Source organism: Streptomyces sp. NPDC020845, assembly GCF_044334165.1.
Classification (GTDB): Bacteria; Actinomycetota; Actinomycetes; order Streptomycetales; family Streptomycetaceae; genus Streptomyces.
Genome location: NZ_JBIRSJ010000013.1, coordinates 1 through 18,516, shown reverse-complemented (window position 1 = coordinate 18,516; position 18,516 = coordinate 1). Strand labels below are relative to the sequence as shown.

18 protein-coding genes are annotated in these 18,516 nt (G+C 70.6%); 4 read left to right on the top strand and 14 right to left on the bottom strand.

Translation table 11 applies throughout. From position 1 onward, the window contains the following. Positions 1-24 precede the first annotated feature (24 nt). From ACH4U7_RS32540 to ACH4U7_RS32530, 3 genes are all read left to right on the top strand, one after another. On the top strand, positions 25-762 hold the full coding sequence (locus ACH4U7_RS32540) for a response regulator transcription factor (RefSeq protein ID WP_398531363.1): 738 nt from the start codon (positions 25-27) through the stop codon (positions 760-762). After that, entirely contained in the window at positions 759-2,261 is a 1,503-nt protein-coding gene (locus ACH4U7_RS32535) for a sensor histidine kinase (protein ID WP_398531362.1), read from the top strand. Before ACH4U7_RS32540 ends, ACH4U7_RS32535 begins: the two co-directional genes overlap by 4 nt. A 120-nt stretch (positions 2,262-2,381) precedes the next feature. Next, a complete protein-coding gene (locus tag ACH4U7_RS32530) occupies positions 2,382-3,983 on the top strand; it encodes an alpha/beta fold hydrolase (protein WP_398531361.1) in 1,602 nt (533 codons plus the stop codon). 68 nt (positions 3,984-4,051) lie between these two features. On the opposite strand, the gene ACH4U7_RS32525 is transcribed toward ACH4U7_RS32530, so the two are convergent. The 9 genes from ACH4U7_RS32525 to ACH4U7_RS32485 all read right to left on the bottom strand — a co-directional run bounded on the left by ACH4U7_RS32525 (position 4,052) and on the right by ACH4U7_RS32485 (position 12,288). Beyond that, positions 4,052-4,771, bottom strand: a complete 720-nt coding sequence (locus ACH4U7_RS32525) for an alpha/beta fold hydrolase (RefSeq protein WP_398531360.1) — start codon at positions 4,769-4,771, stop codon at positions 4,052-4,054. A gap of 46 nt (positions 4,772-4,817) precedes the next feature. After that, on the bottom strand, positions 4,818-5,663 hold the full coding sequence (locus ACH4U7_RS32520) for a helix-turn-helix domain-containing protein (protein ID WP_398531359.1): 846 nt from the start codon (positions 5,661-5,663) through the stop codon (positions 4,818-4,820). Between the two features lie 64 nt (positions 5,664-5,727). Then, positions 5,728-6,558, bottom strand: coding sequence for an alpha/beta fold hydrolase (locus ACH4U7_RS32515; protein WP_398531358.1), 831 nt, complete (start codon positions 6,556-6,558; stop codon positions 5,728-5,730). Between the two features lie 220 nt (positions 6,559-6,778). After that, a complete protein-coding gene (locus tag ACH4U7_RS32510) occupies positions 6,779-8,029 on the bottom strand; it encodes a PucR family transcriptional regulator (protein ID WP_398531357.1) in 1,251 nt (416 codons plus the stop codon). Positions 8,030-8,146: 117 nt separating this feature from the next. Further along, entirely contained in the window at positions 8,147-9,010 is an 864-nt protein-coding gene (locus ACH4U7_RS32505) for an amino acid ABC transporter permease (RefSeq protein WP_398531356.1), read from the bottom strand. Continuing rightward, complete coding sequence (locus tag ACH4U7_RS32500; protein WP_398531355.1) at positions 9,007-9,651, bottom strand: amino acid ABC transporter permease; 645 nt, start codon at positions 9,649-9,651, stop codon at positions 9,007-9,009. The genes ACH4U7_RS32505 and ACH4U7_RS32500 overlap by 4 nt, the downstream gene beginning before the upstream one ends. A 63-nt stretch (positions 9,652-9,714) precedes the next feature. Continuing rightward, complete coding sequence (locus ACH4U7_RS32495) at positions 9,715-10,665, bottom strand: glutamate ABC transporter substrate-binding protein (RefSeq protein WP_398531354.1); 951 nt, start codon at positions 10,663-10,665, stop codon at positions 9,715-9,717. A gap of 283 nt (positions 10,666-10,948) precedes the next feature. After that, positions 10,949-11,695, bottom strand: coding sequence for an amino acid ABC transporter ATP-binding protein (locus tag ACH4U7_RS32490; RefSeq protein ID WP_398531353.1), 747 nt, complete (start codon positions 11,693-11,695; stop codon positions 10,949-10,951). Between the two features lie 152 nt (positions 11,696-11,847). Then, positions 11,848-12,288: a DUF6278 family protein gene (locus ACH4U7_RS32485; RefSeq protein ID WP_398531352.1), complete on the bottom strand. Its 441-nt coding sequence runs from the start codon at positions 12,286-12,288 to the stop codon at positions 11,848-11,850. A 155-nt stretch (positions 12,289-12,443) separates the two neighbouring features. Between ACH4U7_RS32485 and ACH4U7_RS32480 the strand changes: the two genes are divergently transcribed. Next, on the top strand, positions 12,444-14,255 hold the full coding sequence (locus ACH4U7_RS32480) for an SGNH/GDSL hydrolase family protein (RefSeq protein WP_398531351.1): 1,812 nt from the start codon (positions 12,444-12,446) through the stop codon (positions 14,253-14,255). An 84-nt stretch (positions 14,256-14,339) separates the two neighbouring features. Here ACH4U7_RS32480 and ACH4U7_RS32475 read toward each other — a convergent pair whose 3' ends face one another. From ACH4U7_RS32475 to ACH4U7_RS32455, 5 genes are all read right to left on the bottom strand, one after another. Beyond that, the gene (locus ACH4U7_RS32475) at positions 14,340-15,119 is read right to left on the bottom strand and encodes an exodeoxyribonuclease III (RefSeq protein WP_398531350.1); all 780 of its coding nucleotides are present in this window, start codon (positions 15,117-15,119) and stop codon (positions 14,340-14,342) included. A 254-nt stretch (positions 15,120-15,373) separates the two neighbouring features. Next, positions 15,374-16,015: an MBL fold metallo-hydrolase gene (locus tag ACH4U7_RS32470; RefSeq protein ID WP_398531349.1), complete on the bottom strand. Its 642-nt coding sequence runs from the start codon at positions 16,013-16,015 to the stop codon at positions 15,374-15,376. A 60-nt stretch (positions 16,016-16,075) separates the two neighbouring features. After that, entirely contained in the window at positions 16,076-17,485 is a 1,410-nt protein-coding gene (pcaC, locus tag ACH4U7_RS32465) for a 4-carboxymuconolactone decarboxylase (protein ID WP_398531348.1), read from the bottom strand. A 45-nt stretch (positions 17,486-17,530) separates the two neighbouring features. After that, the gene (locus ACH4U7_RS32460; RefSeq protein WP_398531347.1) at positions 17,531-17,722 is read right to left on the bottom strand and encodes a transposase; all 192 of its coding nucleotides are present in this window, start codon (positions 17,720-17,722) and stop codon (positions 17,531-17,533) included. A 24-nt stretch (positions 17,723-17,746) separates the two neighbouring features. Next, the gene (locus ACH4U7_RS32455) at positions 17,747-18,325 is read right to left on the bottom strand and encodes a TetR/AcrR family transcriptional regulator (protein WP_398531346.1); all 579 of its coding nucleotides are present in this window, start codon (positions 18,323-18,325) and stop codon (positions 17,747-17,749) included. Between the last annotated feature and the right edge of the window lie 191 nt (positions 18,326-18,516).

The following is an 18,516-nucleotide window of genomic DNA, read 5'->3' as shown; positions in this document are numbered from 1 at the left end:
GCGCCGGGCGATGCTGGATGTGTCATGGAGAACCACACCACAGGCAGCACCTTCCTGCTGCGGCCCGACGGCACACCCGTCCGCGTCCTCGTCGTCGACGACGAGCCCGACCTCACGGAGGTGCTGTCCGGCGCCCTGCGCTACGAGGGCTGGGAGGTGCGTACGGCGGCCGACGGCGCGTCCGCACTGGCCACGGCCCGCGCGTTCCGCCCGGACGCGGTCGTGCTCGACTGGATGCTGCCGGACGCCGACGGGCTGACGGTGCTGCGCGGGCTGCGGGCGGAGCTGGAGGGCGTGTGCGTGCTCTTCCTGACCGCGCGCGACGCCGTGGAGGACCGGATTGCGGGGATCACCGCGGGCGGCGACGACTATGTGACCAAGCCGTTCAGTCTGGAGGAGGTCCTGGCCAGGCTGCGCGGGCTGCTGCGCCGGGCCGGGATGGCCCGCGAGCCGGACGAGGACCGGCTGGTGGTGGGCGACCTGGTGATGGACGAGAAGGCGCGGGAGGTCACCCGGGGCGGGGTGGTGGTCGAGCTGTCCCGCACCGAGTTCGAGCTGCTGCGGTTCCTGATGCGCAATCCGCGCCGGGTGCTGTCGAAGGCGCAGATCCTGGACCGGGTGTGGTCGTACGACTTCGGCGGCCAGGCCCATGTCGTCGAGCTGTACATCAGCTATCTGCGCAAGAAGATCGACGCGGGACGGACCCCGCTGATCCACACGGTGCGCGGGGTCGGGTACGTGCTCAAGCCGGACACACCATGAGCCGTCGGCCGCTCCCCCGTGCACTGCGGGCCGCGCTCCCCCGCACCCTCCGCGCCCGGCTCACCGCGGGCCTCGTGGTGCTGCTCGCGGCCGCGTCCCTGGCCGTCGGGCTGACCACGGTCCTGACCCTTGAGAATTTTCTGGTGCGCCGCCTGGATCAGCAGCTGACCGCGGTCGGCGGCCGCTTCCCGGCGAGTCTGGAACACGGCGAACGGCCGGACGACGACAACCGGCCCGATACGCGCGGCCAGTCGGAGTACACGTTCGGCGCCCGGCTGAAGGGCGACGAGGCGACGCAGGCGGCGGTGGTACGCGACGACACAGATGCCCATGTGCCGCTCACCGCCGCCGACAAGCGGGCCCTCACGGACGTGCCGGTCGACGGGCGCGGGCACGGCATCCGGCTCTCGGCGCTCGGCGCCTACCGGGTCGTGGCCGTGAACGGTGACGACGGCGACGTCCTGATCACCGGACTGCCGCTGCACTCCGTGGAGGAGACGGTGCACCGGGTGGAGCTGGTGGAGGCCGTGGTCTTCGGGTCCGCACTCGCCGTGACGGGGGTGGCGGGGGCGCTGTGGGTACGGCTGTCGCTGCGCCCGCTGCGGCGGGTGACCGCCACCGCGGCCGGGGTGGCGCGGCTGCCGCTGGCCAGCGGGGAAGTGGCGATGCCGGCACCGGTGCCGGACACCGATCCGCGCACCGAAGTGGGCCAGGTGGGCGCCGCCCTGAACCGGATGCTCGGGCATGTCGGCGACGCGCTGGCCAGCCGTCACGCCAGTGAGGAGCGGCTGCGGCAGTTCGCCGCGGACGCCAGCCATGAGCTGCGGACGCCGGTGGCCAATGTGCGCGGCCACGCGGAGCTGGCGCTGCGCCACCCCGGGCCGGTGCCCGGCCAGGTGCGCCACGCGCTGGAGCGGATCCAGGCCGAGTCGGAGCGGATGAGCACGCTGGTCGACGACCTGCTGCTGCTCGCGCGGCTGGACGCGGGCCGGCCGCTGGCCCGCAAGCCGGTCGACCTGACGCGGCTCGTCCTGGACGCCACGGGCGACGCACGCGCCGCGGGGCCTGACCACCGCTGGACGCTGGAGCTTCCCGAGGAGCCGGTGACGGTCACGGGCGATGAGCACCGGCTGCAGCAGGTGGTGGCCAATCTGCTCGCCAACGCCCGTACGCACACCCCGTCGGGCACCGAGGTGGCGGTCCGCCTGGGAGTGCGCATCGGACAGACAGGACTGACGGAGCTGACGGTCGCGGACGACGGTCCTGGCATCCCCGAGGCGCTGCAGGCCGAGGTGTTCGAGCGCTTCGCGCGCGCGGACCCGAGCCGCTCGCGGGCCGCGGGCAACACCGGTCTGGGGCTGGCCATCGTGCGGGCGGTGGTGGCGGCCCACGGCGGGACGATCGAGGTGGCGAGCAGGCCGGGGAGGACGGTATTCCGGGTCGTGCTGCCGGACGCGCGGGCGGCGGAGCCGGACCCAACCATCGTTACCCAGGCGTAACTTACCCGGCTATTACCACGGGTAAGTCATCGCGGTTACCGTCGGGTCACTTAGCCACTCAGGACCTGTCAGGCGCCGGACAGGCCCCCTCTGCCGGTCCACTCCCCCTCAGGAGCGACAGTGACCCACGCCCGCACCCCCCTGCGCGCCACCACCGCAAGCGCCGTCTTCGCGACGCTGCTGGCCGGTGCCGCCCTCGGCCTCGCCCCCGCCGCGCAGGCCGCGCCCCTGGCCCCGCCGCCGACCGCCGCCCAGGCCGCGGACTCGTCCGTACGCTTCGTCGACATCCCCGGCGACGGCGGCGTCACGCTGGCCGCCAACGTCGTCACCCCGCGCGGCGCAGCCGACGCGCAGCGCCTTCCGCTCGTCGTCCTGCCCACCAGCTGGGCCCTGCCCCAGGCCGAATATCTCGCCCAGGCCCAGAAGCTGGCCGACTCCGGCTATGTCGTGGTCAGCTACAACGTCCGCGGCTTCTGGCAGTCCGGCGGGGAGATCGAGACCGCCGGCCCGCCCGATGTCGCCGACGCGTCCAAGGTCATCGACTGGGCGCTGGCCAACACCCCCGCCGACCCCGACCGGATCGGCATGGCCGGGGTCTCGTACGGCGCCGGGATCAGCCTGCTCGCCTCCGGCTTCGACAAGCGGATCAAGGCCGTGGCCGCGCTGAGCGGCTGGGCGGATCTGGTCGGCTCCATCTACAGCGGCCGCACCCAGCACGCCCAGGCCGCCGCCCTGCTCAGCGGCTCCGGTGAGCTGCTGGGCCGCCCCAGCGCCGAACTCCGCCAGATCTTCCAGGACTTCCTCGGCTCGAACCTCGCCAAGGAGAAGGACATCGTCGAGTGGGGCAAGAAGCGCTCCGCCGCCACCTACCTCGACCGGATCAACGCCAACGGCGCCGCGATCATGCTGGCCAACGCCTGGGGCGACTCCATCTTCCCGCCCAACACCTACGCCGGCTTCTACGAGAAGCTGACCGGCCCCAAGCGCCTGGAGTTCCGGCCGGGCGACCACGCCACCGGCGAGCTCACCGGGCTGCTCGGCCTGCCCAACGACACCTGGAACGACGCCAGGCGCTGGCTCGACCGCTACGTCAAGGGCGAGCGCAACGGCATCGACCAGGAGCGGCCGGTCCAGCTCAAGTCCCGTACGGCAGACGGCTACGAGGGCTATCCCAGCTGGTCGGCCGTGCCCTCCGCGCAGCGCAGGGTCGACCTCGGCGAGACCCGGCAGATCGCCGCGAACGCCGACTCCGGCGCCAACGCGGGCACGGTGCTGCTGACCGGCGCGCTCGACCAGTTCCTGAAGATCCCGCCGCTGGTCTCGGTCCCGCTGCTGTCACGCGAGCGGGCCGCCGTCTGGCGGACCGACCGCTACGACGCGGCGCAGCGCATCCGCGGCACGGTGCGCCTGCACACCACCGTCACCAGCGACAAGTCCAGCGGCACCGCCGTGGCCTACCTCTACGACGTGGACGCGCTGGGCGTCGGCAAGCTCATCACCAACGCCCCCGTCACCTTCCACGACCGCACGCCCGGCACGCCCTTCGCCGTCGACCTTGACCTGTTCTCGACGGCGTACGACGTCCCGGCCGGACACCGCCTCGCGCTGGTCGTCGACACCGTCGACCCGCTGTACATCGAACACAACCCCGACGGTGCGCACCTCACCTTCTCCTCTCCGGCCGGCGACCCGTCGTATCTGTCGGTCCCGGTCCGCGACTAGACGAGCCGTCGCCCGCCCTCCCGCAAAGGGCCACACGGGCGGCCGGATCGTCCGCGTGACCGCGTGGCTCAGCTCGTCGCGCGCACGGCGTCGCGGATCAGGTCCGCGACCGCGGTCGGCCGGGAGACGGCGACGGCATGGGACGCGCCCTCGATCTCGACGGTCACGGCCCCCGCCCGCTTCGCACCGAAACGCTCCACCTCGGGGTTGATGACCTGGTCCGCGCCGGCCACGATCGCCCAGGACGGCTTTGTCTTCCAGGCGGCCGCGGAGGCGGCCTCCGTGAACGCGGACACGGCGAGTGGACGCTGGGAGGCGGCCAGGACCTTGCCGACGGATTCGGAGACATCGGCGGCGAAGACCGCGGGAAATGCCTCCTCGGTGATGCTGACCTCCTCGGCGAGGTCGCCGCCTTCGACCGGGTAGGTCCACTGCTTCAGGCTGCCGACCAGCTGAGAGTCGGGGAAGCGACCCTGTAGCTCGCCGAGACTTTCCCCCTCTTCGAGAACGTAGGCCGCGACGTAGACGAGTCCGACGACGTTCTCCGTGGCACCCGCGACGGTGATGATCGCGCCGCCGTAGGAGTGTCCGACGAGCACGACGGGGCCGGCTGTCCGGGCTGCCACGGAGGCTATGTAGGCGGCATCGGAGGCCAGGCCGCGCAGTGGGTTCGCGGGCGCGATGACCGGGATGCCGTGGCGCTGGAGCTCGTTGATGACCCCGAACCAGCCGGCCGCGTCCGCGAACGCGCCGTGAACGAGGACGACCGTGGGAGTGGAACTGGGCATGTGCTGGCTTTCTCCTCTGGGTAAGGCAGCTGGAAGGTCGCTTTTCTCACTGATCGACGGAGGCCGATGCCTGCCACTCCCTCGGGGACATGCCGTAGGTCTGACGGAAGACCCGGCTGAAGTGGGACGGGCTGGCGAAACCCCAGGTCTGCGCCACCGCCGCCACGGTGCGCCTGCGGTTCGGCGCCCGGCTGAGGTCGAGGCGGCAGGAGTCGAGCCTGCGCTGGCGCACCCACGCACTCACCGTGACGCCATCGCTCTGGAACAGCTTGTGCAGGTAGCGGACGGATATGTGATGGGCACGCGCGATCGACTCCGGCGACAGGCCGGGATCCATCAGGTTCTTCTCTATGTGGACGCGGATGCGTGTGAGCATCTCGCTGCCGGCGTCCGGTGTCTCGGCCCTGCGGGATTCAAGGAGTTCCGCCACGAGCAACGCGACGAGGTCCACGGCGTTGAGCGCGAGCCGCCGTCCGTTTTCCGAGGTGTGGACATCCACCTCGCCAGTGAGCATGGTCAGGAATCTCGAGACCAGCGCGGCGACGCCCCTGCCGCCACTCACCTCGGTATCCGCGAGGAAGCGCAGGTCGTCTCCCGAAATACCCAGGTAAGAGCAGGGTATTCGAAAGAACGCGAAGCCGTCGTGGCGAAGGCACGCGGACCGCGGGGAGTCGGCGAGAACCAGATCGCCCGGCCTCGGAGACGGCTGTGACTCCTCGCCCGGAAGTCGCCGTGAACCGAAAATGTTCAGCCCCAGATACAGGCATTCACCCTCTCCTCCCGGTGACGACCAGGGAAGGATCGTGAAGCGCCCCGAACCGTCGTGGGGAGCGCGTTCAAACATTCGCTTTTCCGCGTTTTTTGGCATGCATGATATGAACGACGTGGTCACGGCGAACTCCAGTCGCACCAGGTTTCGTTATTTCGCTGTAAGGGTTTCCGTGCCGCCCCGAGGTCTACGACAGGAATTTGTCGACGACGGCATTGAAAGCGGGCGGGTTCTCGAGGAACGGGAAGTGTGAGCTCGCCACGCTGGTCGGGAAGACATGGAGCCGGGCATCGGGGATCCGGCTCGCGATGAACCGCTGCGAACTGGGGTTCACATGGCTCCCGTCGCAGCCCATGACCAATGTCGGCACGTCGACGCGGGGAAGGACATCGCGCCAGTCCTGCGCGCAGTGGTCGAAGAGGAGCGGCACTCCGGCGTAGGCCGGCGTCGACTTGATCTCCTCGGCGACGAAGGCGAGGATTTCGCGGTCGGGGTCGCCGGAGAACATGCCGCGCACGAAGTCGTCACGCACCCGGTCGCCGTCGGGCCCGGCGAGCGCGGCACCGAGTTCCAGCAGGCCGGCCACGTCGAAGATGGCGCCGGAGTCCTGCTGCTGCTCGGGGGTCATCCAGGGGACGGCCGCGACGGCCGCCGGCTGGTCCACCGCCACGAACCGGCGGATCCGGTCGGTGCCGTACTGATCGATGAAGCTCCACCACACCGAGACGCCCATCGACCAGCCGAGCGCGTCGAAACGGTCGAGCCCCAGGTGGTCGACGAGGTCGAGGACGTCATGGGCCAGGCGGGCGATGCGGTATCCGTGCCGCGGCTTCCCGGACACTCCATGGCCCCGCAGATCCAGCGTGACGACGCGACGGGTCGGGGCCAGACCGGTCAGCTGGTGCCGGAACATCTCCTGCGTCTGACCCCAGCCGTGGAGCATGATCAGCGGAACCCCGGCGCCGCCGCTGTCCCGGTACACCAGCCGCACCCCGTCGTTGGTCGTCAGCTCGCCCATGGCCCTTCTCCGTCCCCCGCCCGACCTTCGTGGCGGATCCCGGTCCACCGCGTCGGTGACCGCATACGCGTTCCAGCCGACGCCGTGGTCGGCGCCCGCATAACGCATTCTGGATTCACCGGGCCCGTCGCCACCACCGCGCTACGTAGCGATTGACGGAGGAAAACCTCATCACTCTGTAGCGCCCGTGCCGGCCGAGGCGGAAAAGGTACGGGCCCGCTTACCCGGCGGTGCTGTCACCGCGCGGCCCCAGGAGCTCCTGAATGCGAAGGCCCAGATGCAACGTCAGCCGGTCGGCGCCGCTGTCCAGATCGAGCCCGGTGACCTCCTGGATCTGCCGCAGCCGGTAGTACAGCGAGGTCCGGTGGATCTGGAGCGCTTCCGCGGTCCGGGGTATCGAACCGGCGTGCTCGAGAAAGCACCGCAGGGTCTCCTCAAGCCGGTGCCCGCCAGGAGCCGCCAGCAGAGCGCGCAGCTGCCTCGGCAGCAGGGTCTCGTTCAGGAAACGGTCCGGAAGCTGGAGGAGCACGGCGAACTCTCCGAGCTCTTCCCAGTCGCCGATGCCCTTCAGATGAGGCATCCGACGCGCGGCGCGGGCCGCCACGAGCGCCTGCTCGTAGGAGGTCCACGCATCAGCCACACCGCTCTGGCGTCCGCCGATGCCGAGCACGGGGGCCGCCGAGGCGTCGAGGTAGGTGGCGAGGGCTTCGAGGATCTGAGTGGACTGCTCTGTGAGCTCCCGCTGACTCACCGGCCGGTCGCTGAGCTGGAGCAGGGTCGCCTGTTCCGCGGTGACGGCCAGGATGCCGTGTGCCGACCGCGTCTGACGGAACCTCTCCAGCGAGCCGCGCAGCGCGACCTCCGCCTGCCCCGGGGGTTCGTGGGAGGAGGAGAGCTGGACGACGCTGACCACGGCATGCGGGGCGTCGGGGAGCAGGCCGCTGTCCAGGAGCCGCTGCTGGGCCGCGCTCCGCTCGGCCGGGCTCGCGCCGAGGAGCGCCAGCAGCAGTTCCCGCGTCCCCGTTTCCTCCGCCCCCGCCGCCAGGTGCTCCGCGTACATCTGCGCGGCTATGGCCGGGGTCGCCCGGGCGATGGTGTCGGTCTCCTGTGGCGTCAGCGCCTTGTCCGGTGCGACGACCATCAGCAGGCCGAGCAGGTGCCCGTGTGTGCGCAACGGTACGCAGTAGCGGGCGAGCAGCCCGAGGTCGTCGCTGCCCTCTATGAACCCGGGCTTGGGCCACTGGGCGACGCCCTGGTCGAGAACGTACCGGATGACCTCGCTGTCGGCACGGCCCTGCAGCAGGCTGCGGATGCGTACCGGGTCCTCGTCACCGAAGTGCCGGCTCGAGCAGATGAACCGGACGAGAGGATCGTCCAGGACCACGGAACGGCGGAGTTCCTCCGCGAGCCCCTCAACCAGTGCCTGCAATGCGTCACTGCCCACACGAGCCCGCTGCAGCCGTTCAGTCATGGCGTTCCTCTCTCGCGGCGTTCTTTTCTACAAGCCGTGAAAGAAGGAGGGCAAATCTTCGACAGTTCGAGAACGATATGGGCGTCAATAAGCGATTCATGGAGATGGGTCGCCGAGTCACGTCCGCGTGTCGCCGGGCAGCATCGTGGCGGGCTCGGCCGGGGCCACCCGCACCGCCTCGGTCTTCACGCTGCGCCGCTCCCGCTGGGCGACCCAGTTGGCGAACCACGACAGCAGCATGCACATCCCGATGTAGACCGGGGAGATGACCATGACGACCGGGATGAACGGGAGGCCGTAGTCGAGGTTGCCGGCGATCAGCTTGCCGGCGTGCAGAAACTCCTCGTAGGTGATGAGAAAGCCGAGCGAGGTGTCCTTCAGGGCCACCACCAGCTGGCTGATGATGGCCGGCAGCATCGCCCGTACCCCCTGCGGCACCAGCACATACGCCATGACCTGCGTTTTGCGCAGGCCGAGCGAGTACGCCGCCTCGCGCTGCCCGCGCTCGACGGAATTGACGCCCGCACGGAACACCTCGGCGAGCACCGAGCCGTTGTAGAGGGTCAGTCCGGCCACGAGCGCGGGCAGTGGCTGCGCCTTCAGCGCCACGAAGATGAAGAAGATCATCACCAGCACGGGCATCGCGCGGAAGAACTCCACGACGAGCGTGGCGACCCAGCGCACCGTGCCGTGGTCGGACAGCCGCCCGGCCGCGAGGACCGCGCCGAGGGCGAGGGAGAGGATCGCGGCGAGGGCGAAGGCCTTGAGCGTATTGCCGAGGCCGCGCAGCAGCAGGAGCTGGATGCCCTTGTACTCGAAGGGCCGCCACTTCTCGGCCGCGAACTGGCCGGTGTCGATGAGCGCATAGACGACCCAGCCCAGCAGGAGCAGCAGAACGACGGCGGCGAGGATGCCGTAGGCGCGGTGGCGGGCCCGGGCGTGCGGGCCGGGGATGTCGTAGAGGGCGCTGGTGGTGGTCATCGGGGCACTCCCCAGCGGCGCTCAAGCACATGGAACAGCGCGCTGATGGCGAGCGTGATGATCAGATAGCCGAGGGCGATCCAGACGAAGGTCCAGATGATGCTGTAGCCGCGCTCATTGAGCGGTTTGTAGGTGCCGAGCAGTTCGGTGACGCTGAACGAACCGGCGATGGCCGAGTTCTTGGCGAGCGCGATCAGGGTCGAGCCGATGGGCGGGATGACGGTGCGGAACGCCTGCGGCAGCACCACCGAGCCGAGCGTCTGCGGGAAGTTCATGCCCAGGCTGCGGGCCGCCTCGCCCTGCCCGACCGGCACGGTGTTGATACCGGAGCGCACCGCCTCGCAGATGAACGCCGAGGTGTAGCAGCCGAGCGCGAGCACCGCGAAGGTGAAGAACGGCAGGACCAGCCCGAAGCGGGGCAGGCCGAGCATCACCGCGAAGAAGAGCAGGGTCAGCGGTGTGTTGCGGAGCACCGTCACCCATGCGGTGCCGAAGACCCGCAGCGGGGCGACGGGCGCCACACGGAAACCGGCCATCAGGACGCCGAGCCCGAGCGCGAGCAGCGAGGCGTAGACGGTCAGCTCGACGGTGCCGAGGAAGCCCTCGCCGTAGAGGGAGAAGTTATGCGTGAGAACGTCCATGGGGGCGGGTCCTGGGGTCGGTCGGCGGAGACGGGCGGAACGGATTTCTCAGCGCGGCGGGTCTCAGCGCGGCGGGGGCGGGTAGCGGTCGACGGGCGGTGGCTTGGGGGCGGGCACACCGGACAGGCCGAGGGTCGCGTTGTACGCCTTCAGCCAGTTGCCGTTGCGCTCGTTGGCCTCGATCGCGCCGTTGAGGGTAAAGCGCAGCGCGTTGTCCTTCTTCGGCACGCCGATGCCGTACGGCTCCTTGGAGAACGGCTTGCCGACCACCTTCAGCTCATTGGGGGCCTTGGCCGCGTAGCCCAGCAGGATGGTGTTGTCGGTGGTGACCGCGTCCACCTGGAGGCTGATGAGGTTGTCGACGCAGACCGAGTAGGTGTCGTACGCGACGGCGTGGGCCTTGGGGTAGTCGGTCTGGATGCGCATCAGCGGGGTGGAGCCGGCCACCGAGCACACGGTCTTGCCGGCCAGGTCCTTCGGGCCGTGGATGTCGTGCTCGTCGGTGCGGACCAGCAGCGACTGACCGGCGATGAAGTAGGGGCCGGCAAAGCCGACCAGACGTTTGCGCAGCGGATTGATGGTGTACGTGCCGACGTAGTAGTCGATCTGGCCGTTCTGGAGGGCGGTCTCGCGGTTCGCGGAGGCGATGGTCTTGAACCTGATCGTCTTCGGGTCGAAGCCGAGCGAGGCCGCCATCATCTTGGCGATCTCGATATCGAAACCGGAGTAGCGGCCGGTGGCCGGGTCCTTCTCGCCCAGGTACGGCTGGTCCTCCTTGGCGCCGACGATGAGGTAGCCGCGGCGTTTGGCCTTCTGCCAGGTGGGAGAGGAGGGCAGCCGGAAGCCGGTGGCCACCTTGTAGGCGGGCAGCGCCCCGGGCTTGGGCCCCTTGACCGGCGGGCTCCCCTCCTTGCCACAGCCCGCCGCCGCGGCGAGCACCACCAGGGCGAGGACCAGGGCCGCCAAGCGACCCCGGGGAAGTCGAGGCAGGCCCCCACGCCGCCGCAGTGACATCAGCCTCCCCCAGCTACCGCTGGGAGGTGCCCCCTGCCGCGGCGGGCGGCACCTCGCCGCGTTGTCGGAGCCGCCCGCCACGCCGCGCCAGCGGCACATCGACCGCAGCGCCCGGTACGAGGGCCCGCGGCGGCAGCCGCCGATGTCACAGCCTCCGCCTTGCGATGCTCCCCCAGCTACCGCTGGGAGGTGCCCCCTGCACCAGACGACGCGGAAACCCACCCCTACTTCCCCGGGGCCGCTCAGCGCGCGGCGGATGCGCGTCATGTGGTCCACCCAGGCCCTAGTGCTTGAGGATCTTGGAAAGGAAGTCCTTGGCGCGCTCGGTGCTCGGCGCCGCGAAGAACTCGTCCGGCGGGCGGTCCTCGACGATCTTGCCGCTGTCCATGAACACCACGCGGTTGGCGGCGTACCGCGCGAACCCCATCTCATGGGTGACGACGACCATCGTCATACCGTCCCGGGCCAGCTGGCGCATCACCTCCAGCACCTCGTTGATCATCTCCGGGTCGAGGGCTGAGGTCGGCTCGTCGAAGAGCATCACCTTCGGGTCCATGGCCAGCGCGCGGGCGATGGCCACCCGCTGCTGCTGACCGCCCGACAGCTGGCCCGGGTACTTGGCCGCCTGGTCCGCGAGCCCCACCCGGTCCAGCAGCTCACGGGCGCGCCGCTCGGCCTCCTCCTTGGTCCGGCCGCGCACCTTGAGCTGGGCGAGCATCACATTGGCCAGCACGGTCTTGTGCGCGAAGAGGTTGAAGGACTGGAAGACCATCCCGACGTCGGCACGCAGCCGGGCCAGTTCCTTGCCCTCCTCGGGCAGGGGCACGCCGTCGACGGTGATGGCGCCGGAGTCGATGGACTCGAGGCGGTTGATCGTCCGGCACAGCGTCGACTTGCCGGAGCCGGAGGGGCCGATGACGACCAGCACCTCGCCACGGCCGACGGCGAGGTCGATGTCCCGCAGGACGTGCAGCGCGCCGAAGTACTTGTTGACCTCGCGCAGCTCGATCAGCGATTCGCCGACGGCCATACCGCCACACCCACTTTCAGCTGTGTCGGGCTCAGCGCAAACTATCCGCACATAAGGGACGCCTTGCCGACGACACGCATCAATGGGTATTTAACCTCCCAGAGCGACCGAGTGGGGGAACGCGGCCCCGGAACACCGCTCAGGAACGCGGCTCAGATCTCGGCGACCTCCGCGTACACATGCGAAAGCTCGGGCGCGCCGTCGGCCGCCCACTCATAGCCCGCCCCCACCACATCGATCTCCCGCCCGGAGGAGAGCCGGACGACGGGCCGCCCGTTGGGCCACACCTGCCACAGCGCACCGGGCACGGTACGGATGATCACCGTGCCCAGATACAGGCCGGCGTCGTTGCCGAGCCACCGCAGTTCGTCGGGGTCGTCGCGCCAGCGCGGCAGCAGTTGGTCCAGCGCCTCCAAGGAGGCCGCCGAGTCGTCGAGCCCGACCCCCGCGGACGCCGCCCGGGCGCGCAGCAGCTCACACTCCGACAACAGCTGGGCCACGCCCTGCGGATCCGCCTCCCGGGCGGTCATGACAGCCGTGCCGTGCGCCTGGTCGTGTCGCTTGCGCCAGTTGCCCAAGAACGGGATGTTCATACCACTCAGCGTGGCACCCCCACGCCCACCACACCACAGGGCGCGCGGACGTGCCGTGATCTGATCATTGTCTTGACGGCACCCACCCGCCTCTCTACGTTCGTCCCGCACCTGTCGGATCGCCGGTTGGGTTGGTTGCGAGAGGGGACACACGCATGCTCGTCGGCAGACGGTGGACAGCGACCGCGTTCGTGACGGGAGGTATCGCCCTCTCCTTCGCCTGGACGGCGGCGCCGGCGGGCGCCGCCACGCCGGGGTCGCCCGGCCAAGAACCCCGAAAGCCGCTCCCCTTGGAGCGGCTTTTCGACAACACGGCGGTCAGCGACGACGCCGACCCCGGCGGCGCGGACTTCGACGGGACGGGCAACTCGCTGTCCGCGCAGGATCTGCGGGCCGCCGGCTGGACCCCGGGCCGCACCCTCACCATCGACTCGGCCCGGCTCACCTGGCCCCGCGCGGCCAACGACGCGCGCGCCGACAACGTACGGGCCGACGGGCAGGCGGTACGGCTGCGCGGTCGCGGCGACGGGCTGTCGTTCCTGGTCGCGGGGACCGGCGGCGAGGCGAGCGGCACCGGCCTCGTCCGCTACCGCGACGGGTCGAGCAGTACGTACACGCTCACCGCTCCGGACTGGCGCTCGGGCCCGACGGGCACCCGGGCGGTCGCCCTCCCCCATGTCAACAGCGGTGCCGGACAGCGGGTGGAGACCGCGCGGCTGTACGCGGTGACGGTGCCGGTGGAGCGCGGCCGGGAGATCTCCTCGGTGGTGCTGCCCCGCGACCCGGGCGCGGCCGATCTGCATGTGTTCGCCGCCTCGGTGCGCCGGGCCGCCGAGGGCTGGACGGGCAGCTGGTCGGCGAGCACCAGCGGCTATACGGCGGTCGGCCCGTGGACCGATCAGACGCTGCGGCTCGTGGTGCACACCAGCGCGGGCGGCCCGACGGCCCGGATCCGGCTGGCCAACACCTTCGCGGCGGCCCCGGTGCGGATCGGCCACGCCAGCGTCTCGCTGCAGGCGCAGGGCGCGGCGGCGGACGGCGACCCCGTCCCGCTCACCTTCGGCGGCCGGGAGGGCATCGAGATCGCGGCGGGGGCGCAGGAGTTCAGCGACCCGGTGGGCTTCGACGTGCCACCGGACGCCAATCTGCTGGTGAGCATCCATCTGCCGGAGCCGGTCCAGGCCGTGCCGGTGCACAGCCAGGCGACCCAGCGCTCGTATCTGAGCCCGCCGGGCAGCGGTGACCACACGGCCGACGCGGGCGGCGAGGCGTACACCGGCACCCTGACCACCTGGCCGTTTCTGACCGGTGTGGACGTCGGGGGCGGCCCGGGGTCGGTGGTGACCCTCGGCGACTCGATCACCGACGGCACCAAGTCGACCACCGATGCCAACCGGCGCTGGCCGGACGTGCTGGCCCGGCGGCTGCTCGGCCAGTCCGACGTCCCCGCGTACGGGGTGCTCAACCAGGGCATCTCCGCCAACCGCGTGGTGACCGACCGCTACCCGGGCGAGGGGGTGAGCACGGACACCGGCGGGGTGAGCGCCCTGCACCGGCTGGAGCGCGATGTGTTCGCCCAGACGACCGTCCGTACGGTCGTGGTCTTCCAGGGCATCAACGATCTGCGCTGGGGCGCCTCGGCCGAGCAGCTGACCGCCGGGCTGCGCACCATCGCCCAGCGCGCGCATGAGCGCGGGCTGCGGGTGGTGATGGCGACGATCGCGCCCTGCGAGGGCGAGTCGCTGTGCACCGCGGACGTGGACGTCCGGCGCACCGCCGTCAACGCCTTCATCCGGGACAGCGGCGGGGAGTTCGACGGGGTGCTGGACTTCGACGCGGCGGTGCGGGATCCGGAGCGGCCGCAGCGGATCGCGCCCGCGTACGACAGCGGCGACCATCTGCACCCCGGCGACGCGGGGCTGCGGGCGATGGCCGACTCGATCGATCTGCGGCAGCTGACCGGCTGACCCGCCCGCCGGACCACGCGCCGGTCGACAGCGTCAGCCGGTCGGAGCTGTCAGCCGGTCAAAGGCGTCAGCCGGTCTGACGCGTCAGACCTCGAGGTCGACGACGACCGGCGCATGGTCCGAGGCGCCCTTGCCCTTGCGCTCCTCGCGGTCCACATACGCATCGCTCACGGCCTTGGTGAAGGTCTCATTGCCGTACACCAGGTCGATCCGCATGCCCTTGTTCTTCGGGAAGCCCAGCTCCCGGTAGTCCCAGTAGGTGAAGGGGTGGTCGTACTTCAGGGGGCGCGGCATCACATCGGACAGGCCCACCTCGCGCAGGGCGGCCAGCGCCTCGCGCTCCTTGGTGGTGACATGCGTCGAGCCCTCGAAGACGGCGCGGTCCCATACGTCCTCGTCGGTCGGCGCCACATTGAAGTCGCCGAGGACGGCGAAGGGGCCGCCGGCCGCCGCGTCGACCGCGGCGGAGGTCCGCAGCGCCTCGAACCAGCGCAGCTTGTAGTCGTAGTGGGGGTGCCCGATCTCCCGGCCGTTGGGCACGTACACCGACTGGACGCGGACGCCGCCGCAGGTCGCGGCGATGGCGCGGGGCTCCTGCTCGCCCTCGTAGTCCGGGCCGCCGGGCAGGCCCAAGGTCACATCCGCCAGGCCGAGGCGGGAGATCACCCCCACCCCGTTCCACCGGCCGGTGGCGTTGACCGCGGCCTCATAGCCGAGCTCGCGCAGCGGCTCGTACGGGAAGGCGCTCTCGGCGCTCTTGATCTCCTGTATGCACAGCACGTCCGTGCCGCTGCTCTCCAGCCAGGCGAGCAGGCGGGGCAGCCGCGCGGTGATCGAATTGACGTTCCAGGTCGCGATGCGCATAGGGGACAACCTACCTCGCGGGTCCGACAACGCTCACCGCGCGGGATTCGCTACGACCTGGGGTGCGGTAGGGATCGGGAGAAGAAGCGGCGTCCGGTGCGGTCGAGCGCGAGGCGCCGGAAGGTCCTCGGATGGGGTATCCCCTGCTCGAGCGGAGCCGAGAGCTCGGCGAAGGAGCTACTAGGGCGTTTCGGCAACGCCGCGAGCGGCCGTGCCGGGCGTCGCGACGCCGATCCCTACCGCACCCCAGGTCGTTAGGCCGTGACGCTCTCCCCCGGCACCAGGCGCAGGTGATCGGCGCCGATTCCGGGGCCCTCGGGGCCGAGCATACGGCCGTAGACCAGCGGCGCGACGTCGGACAGCAGGGCGTCGTGGATGTCGATCGCGCGGCTCGGCGCGACCTCGCGGACGTAGTCGACGATCTCGGCGAGCTTGTTCCACGGCGCGTGGACCGGCAGCATCAGGGTCTCGACCGGCCGCTCGGGCACGGTGAGCGCATCGCCGGGGTGGAAGACGGTGCCGTCCACCAGGTAGCCCACATTGGTGATCCGCGGGATGTCCGGGTGGATGACGGCGTGCAGCTGCCCGTGGACCTCGATGTCGAATCCCGCGGCGGTGAAGGTGTCGCCCTCGCCGACGGTGTGCACCCGGCCCGGGAAGGCGTCCGCGATCCGCTCGGCGACGGCGGCGAGCGTCCAGATCCGCGCGGCGGGGTTGGCGTCGAGCGCGGCGCGCAGCCGCGGCTCGTCGAAGTGGTCGATGTGCTCGTGGGTGACCAGGATCGCGTCCGCGCCCACCGCGGCGTCCTCCTCGCTGAACGCGCCGGGGTCGATGACGAGCGACTGACCGTCCTTCTCCAGCGCCACGCAGGCGTGGCCCTTCTTGGTGAGCTTCATGGGGATCATTGTCCTCCCGGCGGGCGCGCCGGGCGCTCCCGGGGGCGCTCACGGGAAGCGTCACCCCTCGGGCGTGGTCTCCTCGCGGATGACGCGCTGCGCCACGGCGAAGGCCGAGTTCGCGGTGGGCACCCCACAGTAGACGGCGGTGTGCAGCAGCACCTCCTTGATCTCGGCGGGGGTCAGCCCGTTGCGCAGCGCGGCGCGGGTGTGGAAGGCGAGCTCGTCGAGGTGGCCGCGGGCGGCGAGCGCGGTGAGGGTGATCACGCTGCGGGTGCGTCGGTCCAGACCGGGCCGGTTCCACACCTCGCCCCAGGCGTAGCGGGTGATGAAGTCCTGGAAGTCGCCGGTGAACTCGTCGGCGTTGGACTGGGCGCGGTCCACATGGGCGTCGCCGAGCACTTCCCGGCGGACCCTGATCCCCTTCTCGTACGCGTCCGAACGGGTGTCGACGAGGGCGGAGCCGGGCTCGACGTAGCTGATCTCGGCGACCGGGGCGCCGGTGATGTGTACACCGTCGGCAACGCCGTTGACGGCTCCGTTCGCGGCTCCATTCACGGGGACTCCGTTGACGGGGACGCCATTGACCGGGAAGCCGTTGACGGGCACGCCGGTGGGCGGCGCGGTGGCGAGCATCGATCGAGCCGCGGGGGTGGGGATCGCGGTCATCCCGGTCGGCTGGTCCGCGGACTGCCAGGAGGCGGAGAAGTGGCGCACCAGGAGGTCGGTGACGGCGGTGGGCTGTTCGACGGGCGCCAGGTGGGAGGCGCCGGGGACCAGCGCGAGCCGGGCGTCGGGGATCCCGGCGACCATCACCCGGGCGTCGGCCGGCGGGGTCACCTCGTCGTCGGCGCCCACCACGACCAGGGTCGGGGCGCCGATGCGGCCGAGTTCGGCGCGGATGTCGAAGGCGGCCAGGGCCTCGCAGGCGGCGATGTAGCAGCCGGGGTCGGTGGTGCGGACCATCTGGACGGACCAGTCGACGATAGCGGGCTGACCGGCGGCGAACATGGGGGTGAACCAGCGGTCGGGGGTGGCGCGGGCGATCGGGTCGAGGCCGTTGGTGCGGACCACCACGCCGCGCTGGCGGTAGGAGTCGGCGGTGCCGAAGCGCGGTGCGGCGGAGACGAGTGCGAGGGAGCCCAATCTGAGCGGATGTCGTAGCGCGAGCTCAGCGCCGATGGCCCCGCCGATCGAGCAACCCGCGTAGCCGAAGCGGTCGATGCCCAGCTTGTCGAGCGTGCCCAGCAGGCGCTCGGCGAGGTCGGGGATCGAATGGGCGGGGTGCGCGGCGGCGCCGCCGTGGCCGGGCAGGTCGAACCGCAGCACGCGCCAGTGGCGGGACAGCTCAGGTATCTGGCGGTCCCACATGTGCCAGGTCGTACCCAGGGAGGGCCCCAGGATCAGGACCGGTCCGTCTTCTGGCCCGTCAAAGCGGTATTGCAGGGTGTTCGACGGTGTCTCACTCACGCGTCAGACCCTCTCACGTCTCACGGTCGCCCCTATGATTGGGGGTCATACCGTCCTGATCAGGTTGGCCTGCCGGTCGCCGCCCTGGTTGAGCCGACGCGAGGTCCGACGGTCCAAGGAGTACTCGATGGGGCTGACTGCGCACAGGGCAGCGAAGGACGCCTCGGTGCTCAGCCGCTCGGAGTTGTCTCCCATGGTGATCAGCAAGGTGACGGCGCTGTCCGGGCCGATACCCACCGGTACGAGCAGCCGCGGGGCGGGTCAGGGACGCGGTCCCGCGCCGTGCAGGAGTGTGTCGATGACGAGCGTGGCCAGGACGTCCGGGTCCTGACCGACCGGATCCGCTTCTGACCCGGGCTTGTTCAGGGCTTCGTTGAGGAGGGCGTAGTACACCTGCATCGTCCATTCCAGGTCCGCGTCCGGGGCGAGGAGTCCCTCGCGCTGCGCCCTGGCCAGTAGTTGATGGGTGTGAGCGTTGATCTCGGCCCAGAGAGCGGCGGCGGCCTCGCTGTGGGGGGTGGCGTGGCTGAGGGTGAAGCGCCAGGCGCTCTTGACCGTCAGGACGTTCGCGGTCACCCGGTAGAGAGCGACGAGCGCGGGGGCGGCGTCGGGCCGGGCCTCCTCGATGGCCTCGATGAGCTGCTGCTTCGCCGAGACCGCGAGCGCCTCCAGGAGAGCCTGCCGGCTCGCGAACCGCCGGTGCACCGTGATCCGGGTCAGCCCCGCCGCCTCGGCGATCTGCTCCATGGAGGCACCCGCGTCCTGGGCGAGAACCCGCTCGGCCGCCTCCAGAATCGCGCGCACACTGCGCTCGGCATCGGCACGCAGTGCTCGGGCCATGACTGTCTCCTGTTTCGTCATCGGTCTCGGTTCCTTGTAGAGGATACGCGAACGCTACGGCTACCCGAAGAATTGATGCTCTCCTGTTTCGACTCTCGCGAGAGGTGATACATTGGTGAAACCGATTATGGGTTGTTGGGTCGGCCGGGACATGCCTGAGCGCCACCGTCACGCGTGTCCGGTACCGCGAT

What these genes read in the sequence shown, in the direction of transcription:
- ACH4U7_RS32510 (WP_398531357.1), bottom strand. Translation starts at nt 8,029, where the DNA reads ATGACTGAACGGCTGCAGCGGGCTCGTGTGGGCAGTGACGCATTGCAG.
- ACH4U7_RS32480 (WP_398531351.1), top strand. Translation starts at nt 12,444, where the DNA reads ATGCTCGTCGGCAGACGGTGGACAGCGACCGCGTTCGTGACGGGAGGT.
- ACH4U7_RS32470 (WP_398531349.1), bottom strand. Translation starts at nt 16,015, where the DNA reads ATGAAGCTCACCAAGAAGGGCCACGCCTGCGTGGCGCTGGAGAAGGAC.
- ACH4U7_RS32500 (WP_398531355.1), bottom strand. Translation starts at nt 9,651, where the DNA reads ATGGACGTTCTCACGCATAACTTCTCCCTCTACGGCGAGGGCTTCCTC.
- ACH4U7_RS32455 (WP_398531346.1), bottom strand. Translation starts at nt 18,325, where the DNA reads ATGGCCCGAGCACTGCGTGCCGATGCCGAGCGCAGTGTGCGCGCGATT.
- ACH4U7_RS32515 (WP_398531358.1), bottom strand. Translation starts at nt 6,558, where the DNA reads ATGGGCGAGCTGACGACCAACGACGGGGTGCGGCTGGTGTACCGGGAC.
- ACH4U7_RS32505 (WP_398531356.1), bottom strand. Translation starts at nt 9,010, where the DNA reads ATGACCACCACCAGCGCCCTCTACGACATCCCCGGCCCGCACGCCCGG.
- ACH4U7_RS32490 (WP_398531353.1), bottom strand. Translation starts at nt 11,695, where the DNA reads ATGGCCGTCGGCGAATCGCTGATCGAGCTGCGCGAGGTCAACAAGTAC.
- ACH4U7_RS32525 (WP_398531360.1), bottom strand. Translation starts at nt 4,771, where the DNA reads ATGCCCAGTTCCACTCCCACGGTCGTCCTCGTTCACGGCGCGTTCGCG.
- ACH4U7_RS32475 (WP_398531350.1), bottom strand. Translation starts at nt 15,119, where the DNA reads ATGCGCATCGCGACCTGGAACGTCAATTCGATCACCGCGCGGCTGCCC.
- ACH4U7_RS32485 (WP_398531352.1), bottom strand. Translation starts at nt 12,288, where the DNA reads ATGAACATCCCGTTCTTGGGCAACTGGCGCAAGCGACACGACCAGGCG.
- ACH4U7_RS32540 (WP_398531363.1), top strand. Translation starts at nt 25, where the DNA reads ATGGAGAACCACACCACAGGCAGCACCTTCCTGCTGCGGCCCGACGGC.
- ACH4U7_RS32495 (WP_398531354.1), bottom strand. Translation starts at nt 10,665, where the DNA reads ATGTCACTGCGGCGGCGTGGGGGCCTGCCTCGACTTCCCCGGGGTCGC.
- ACH4U7_RS32535 (WP_398531362.1), top strand. Translation starts at nt 759, where the DNA reads ATGAGCCGTCGGCCGCTCCCCCGTGCACTGCGGGCCGCGCTCCCCCGC.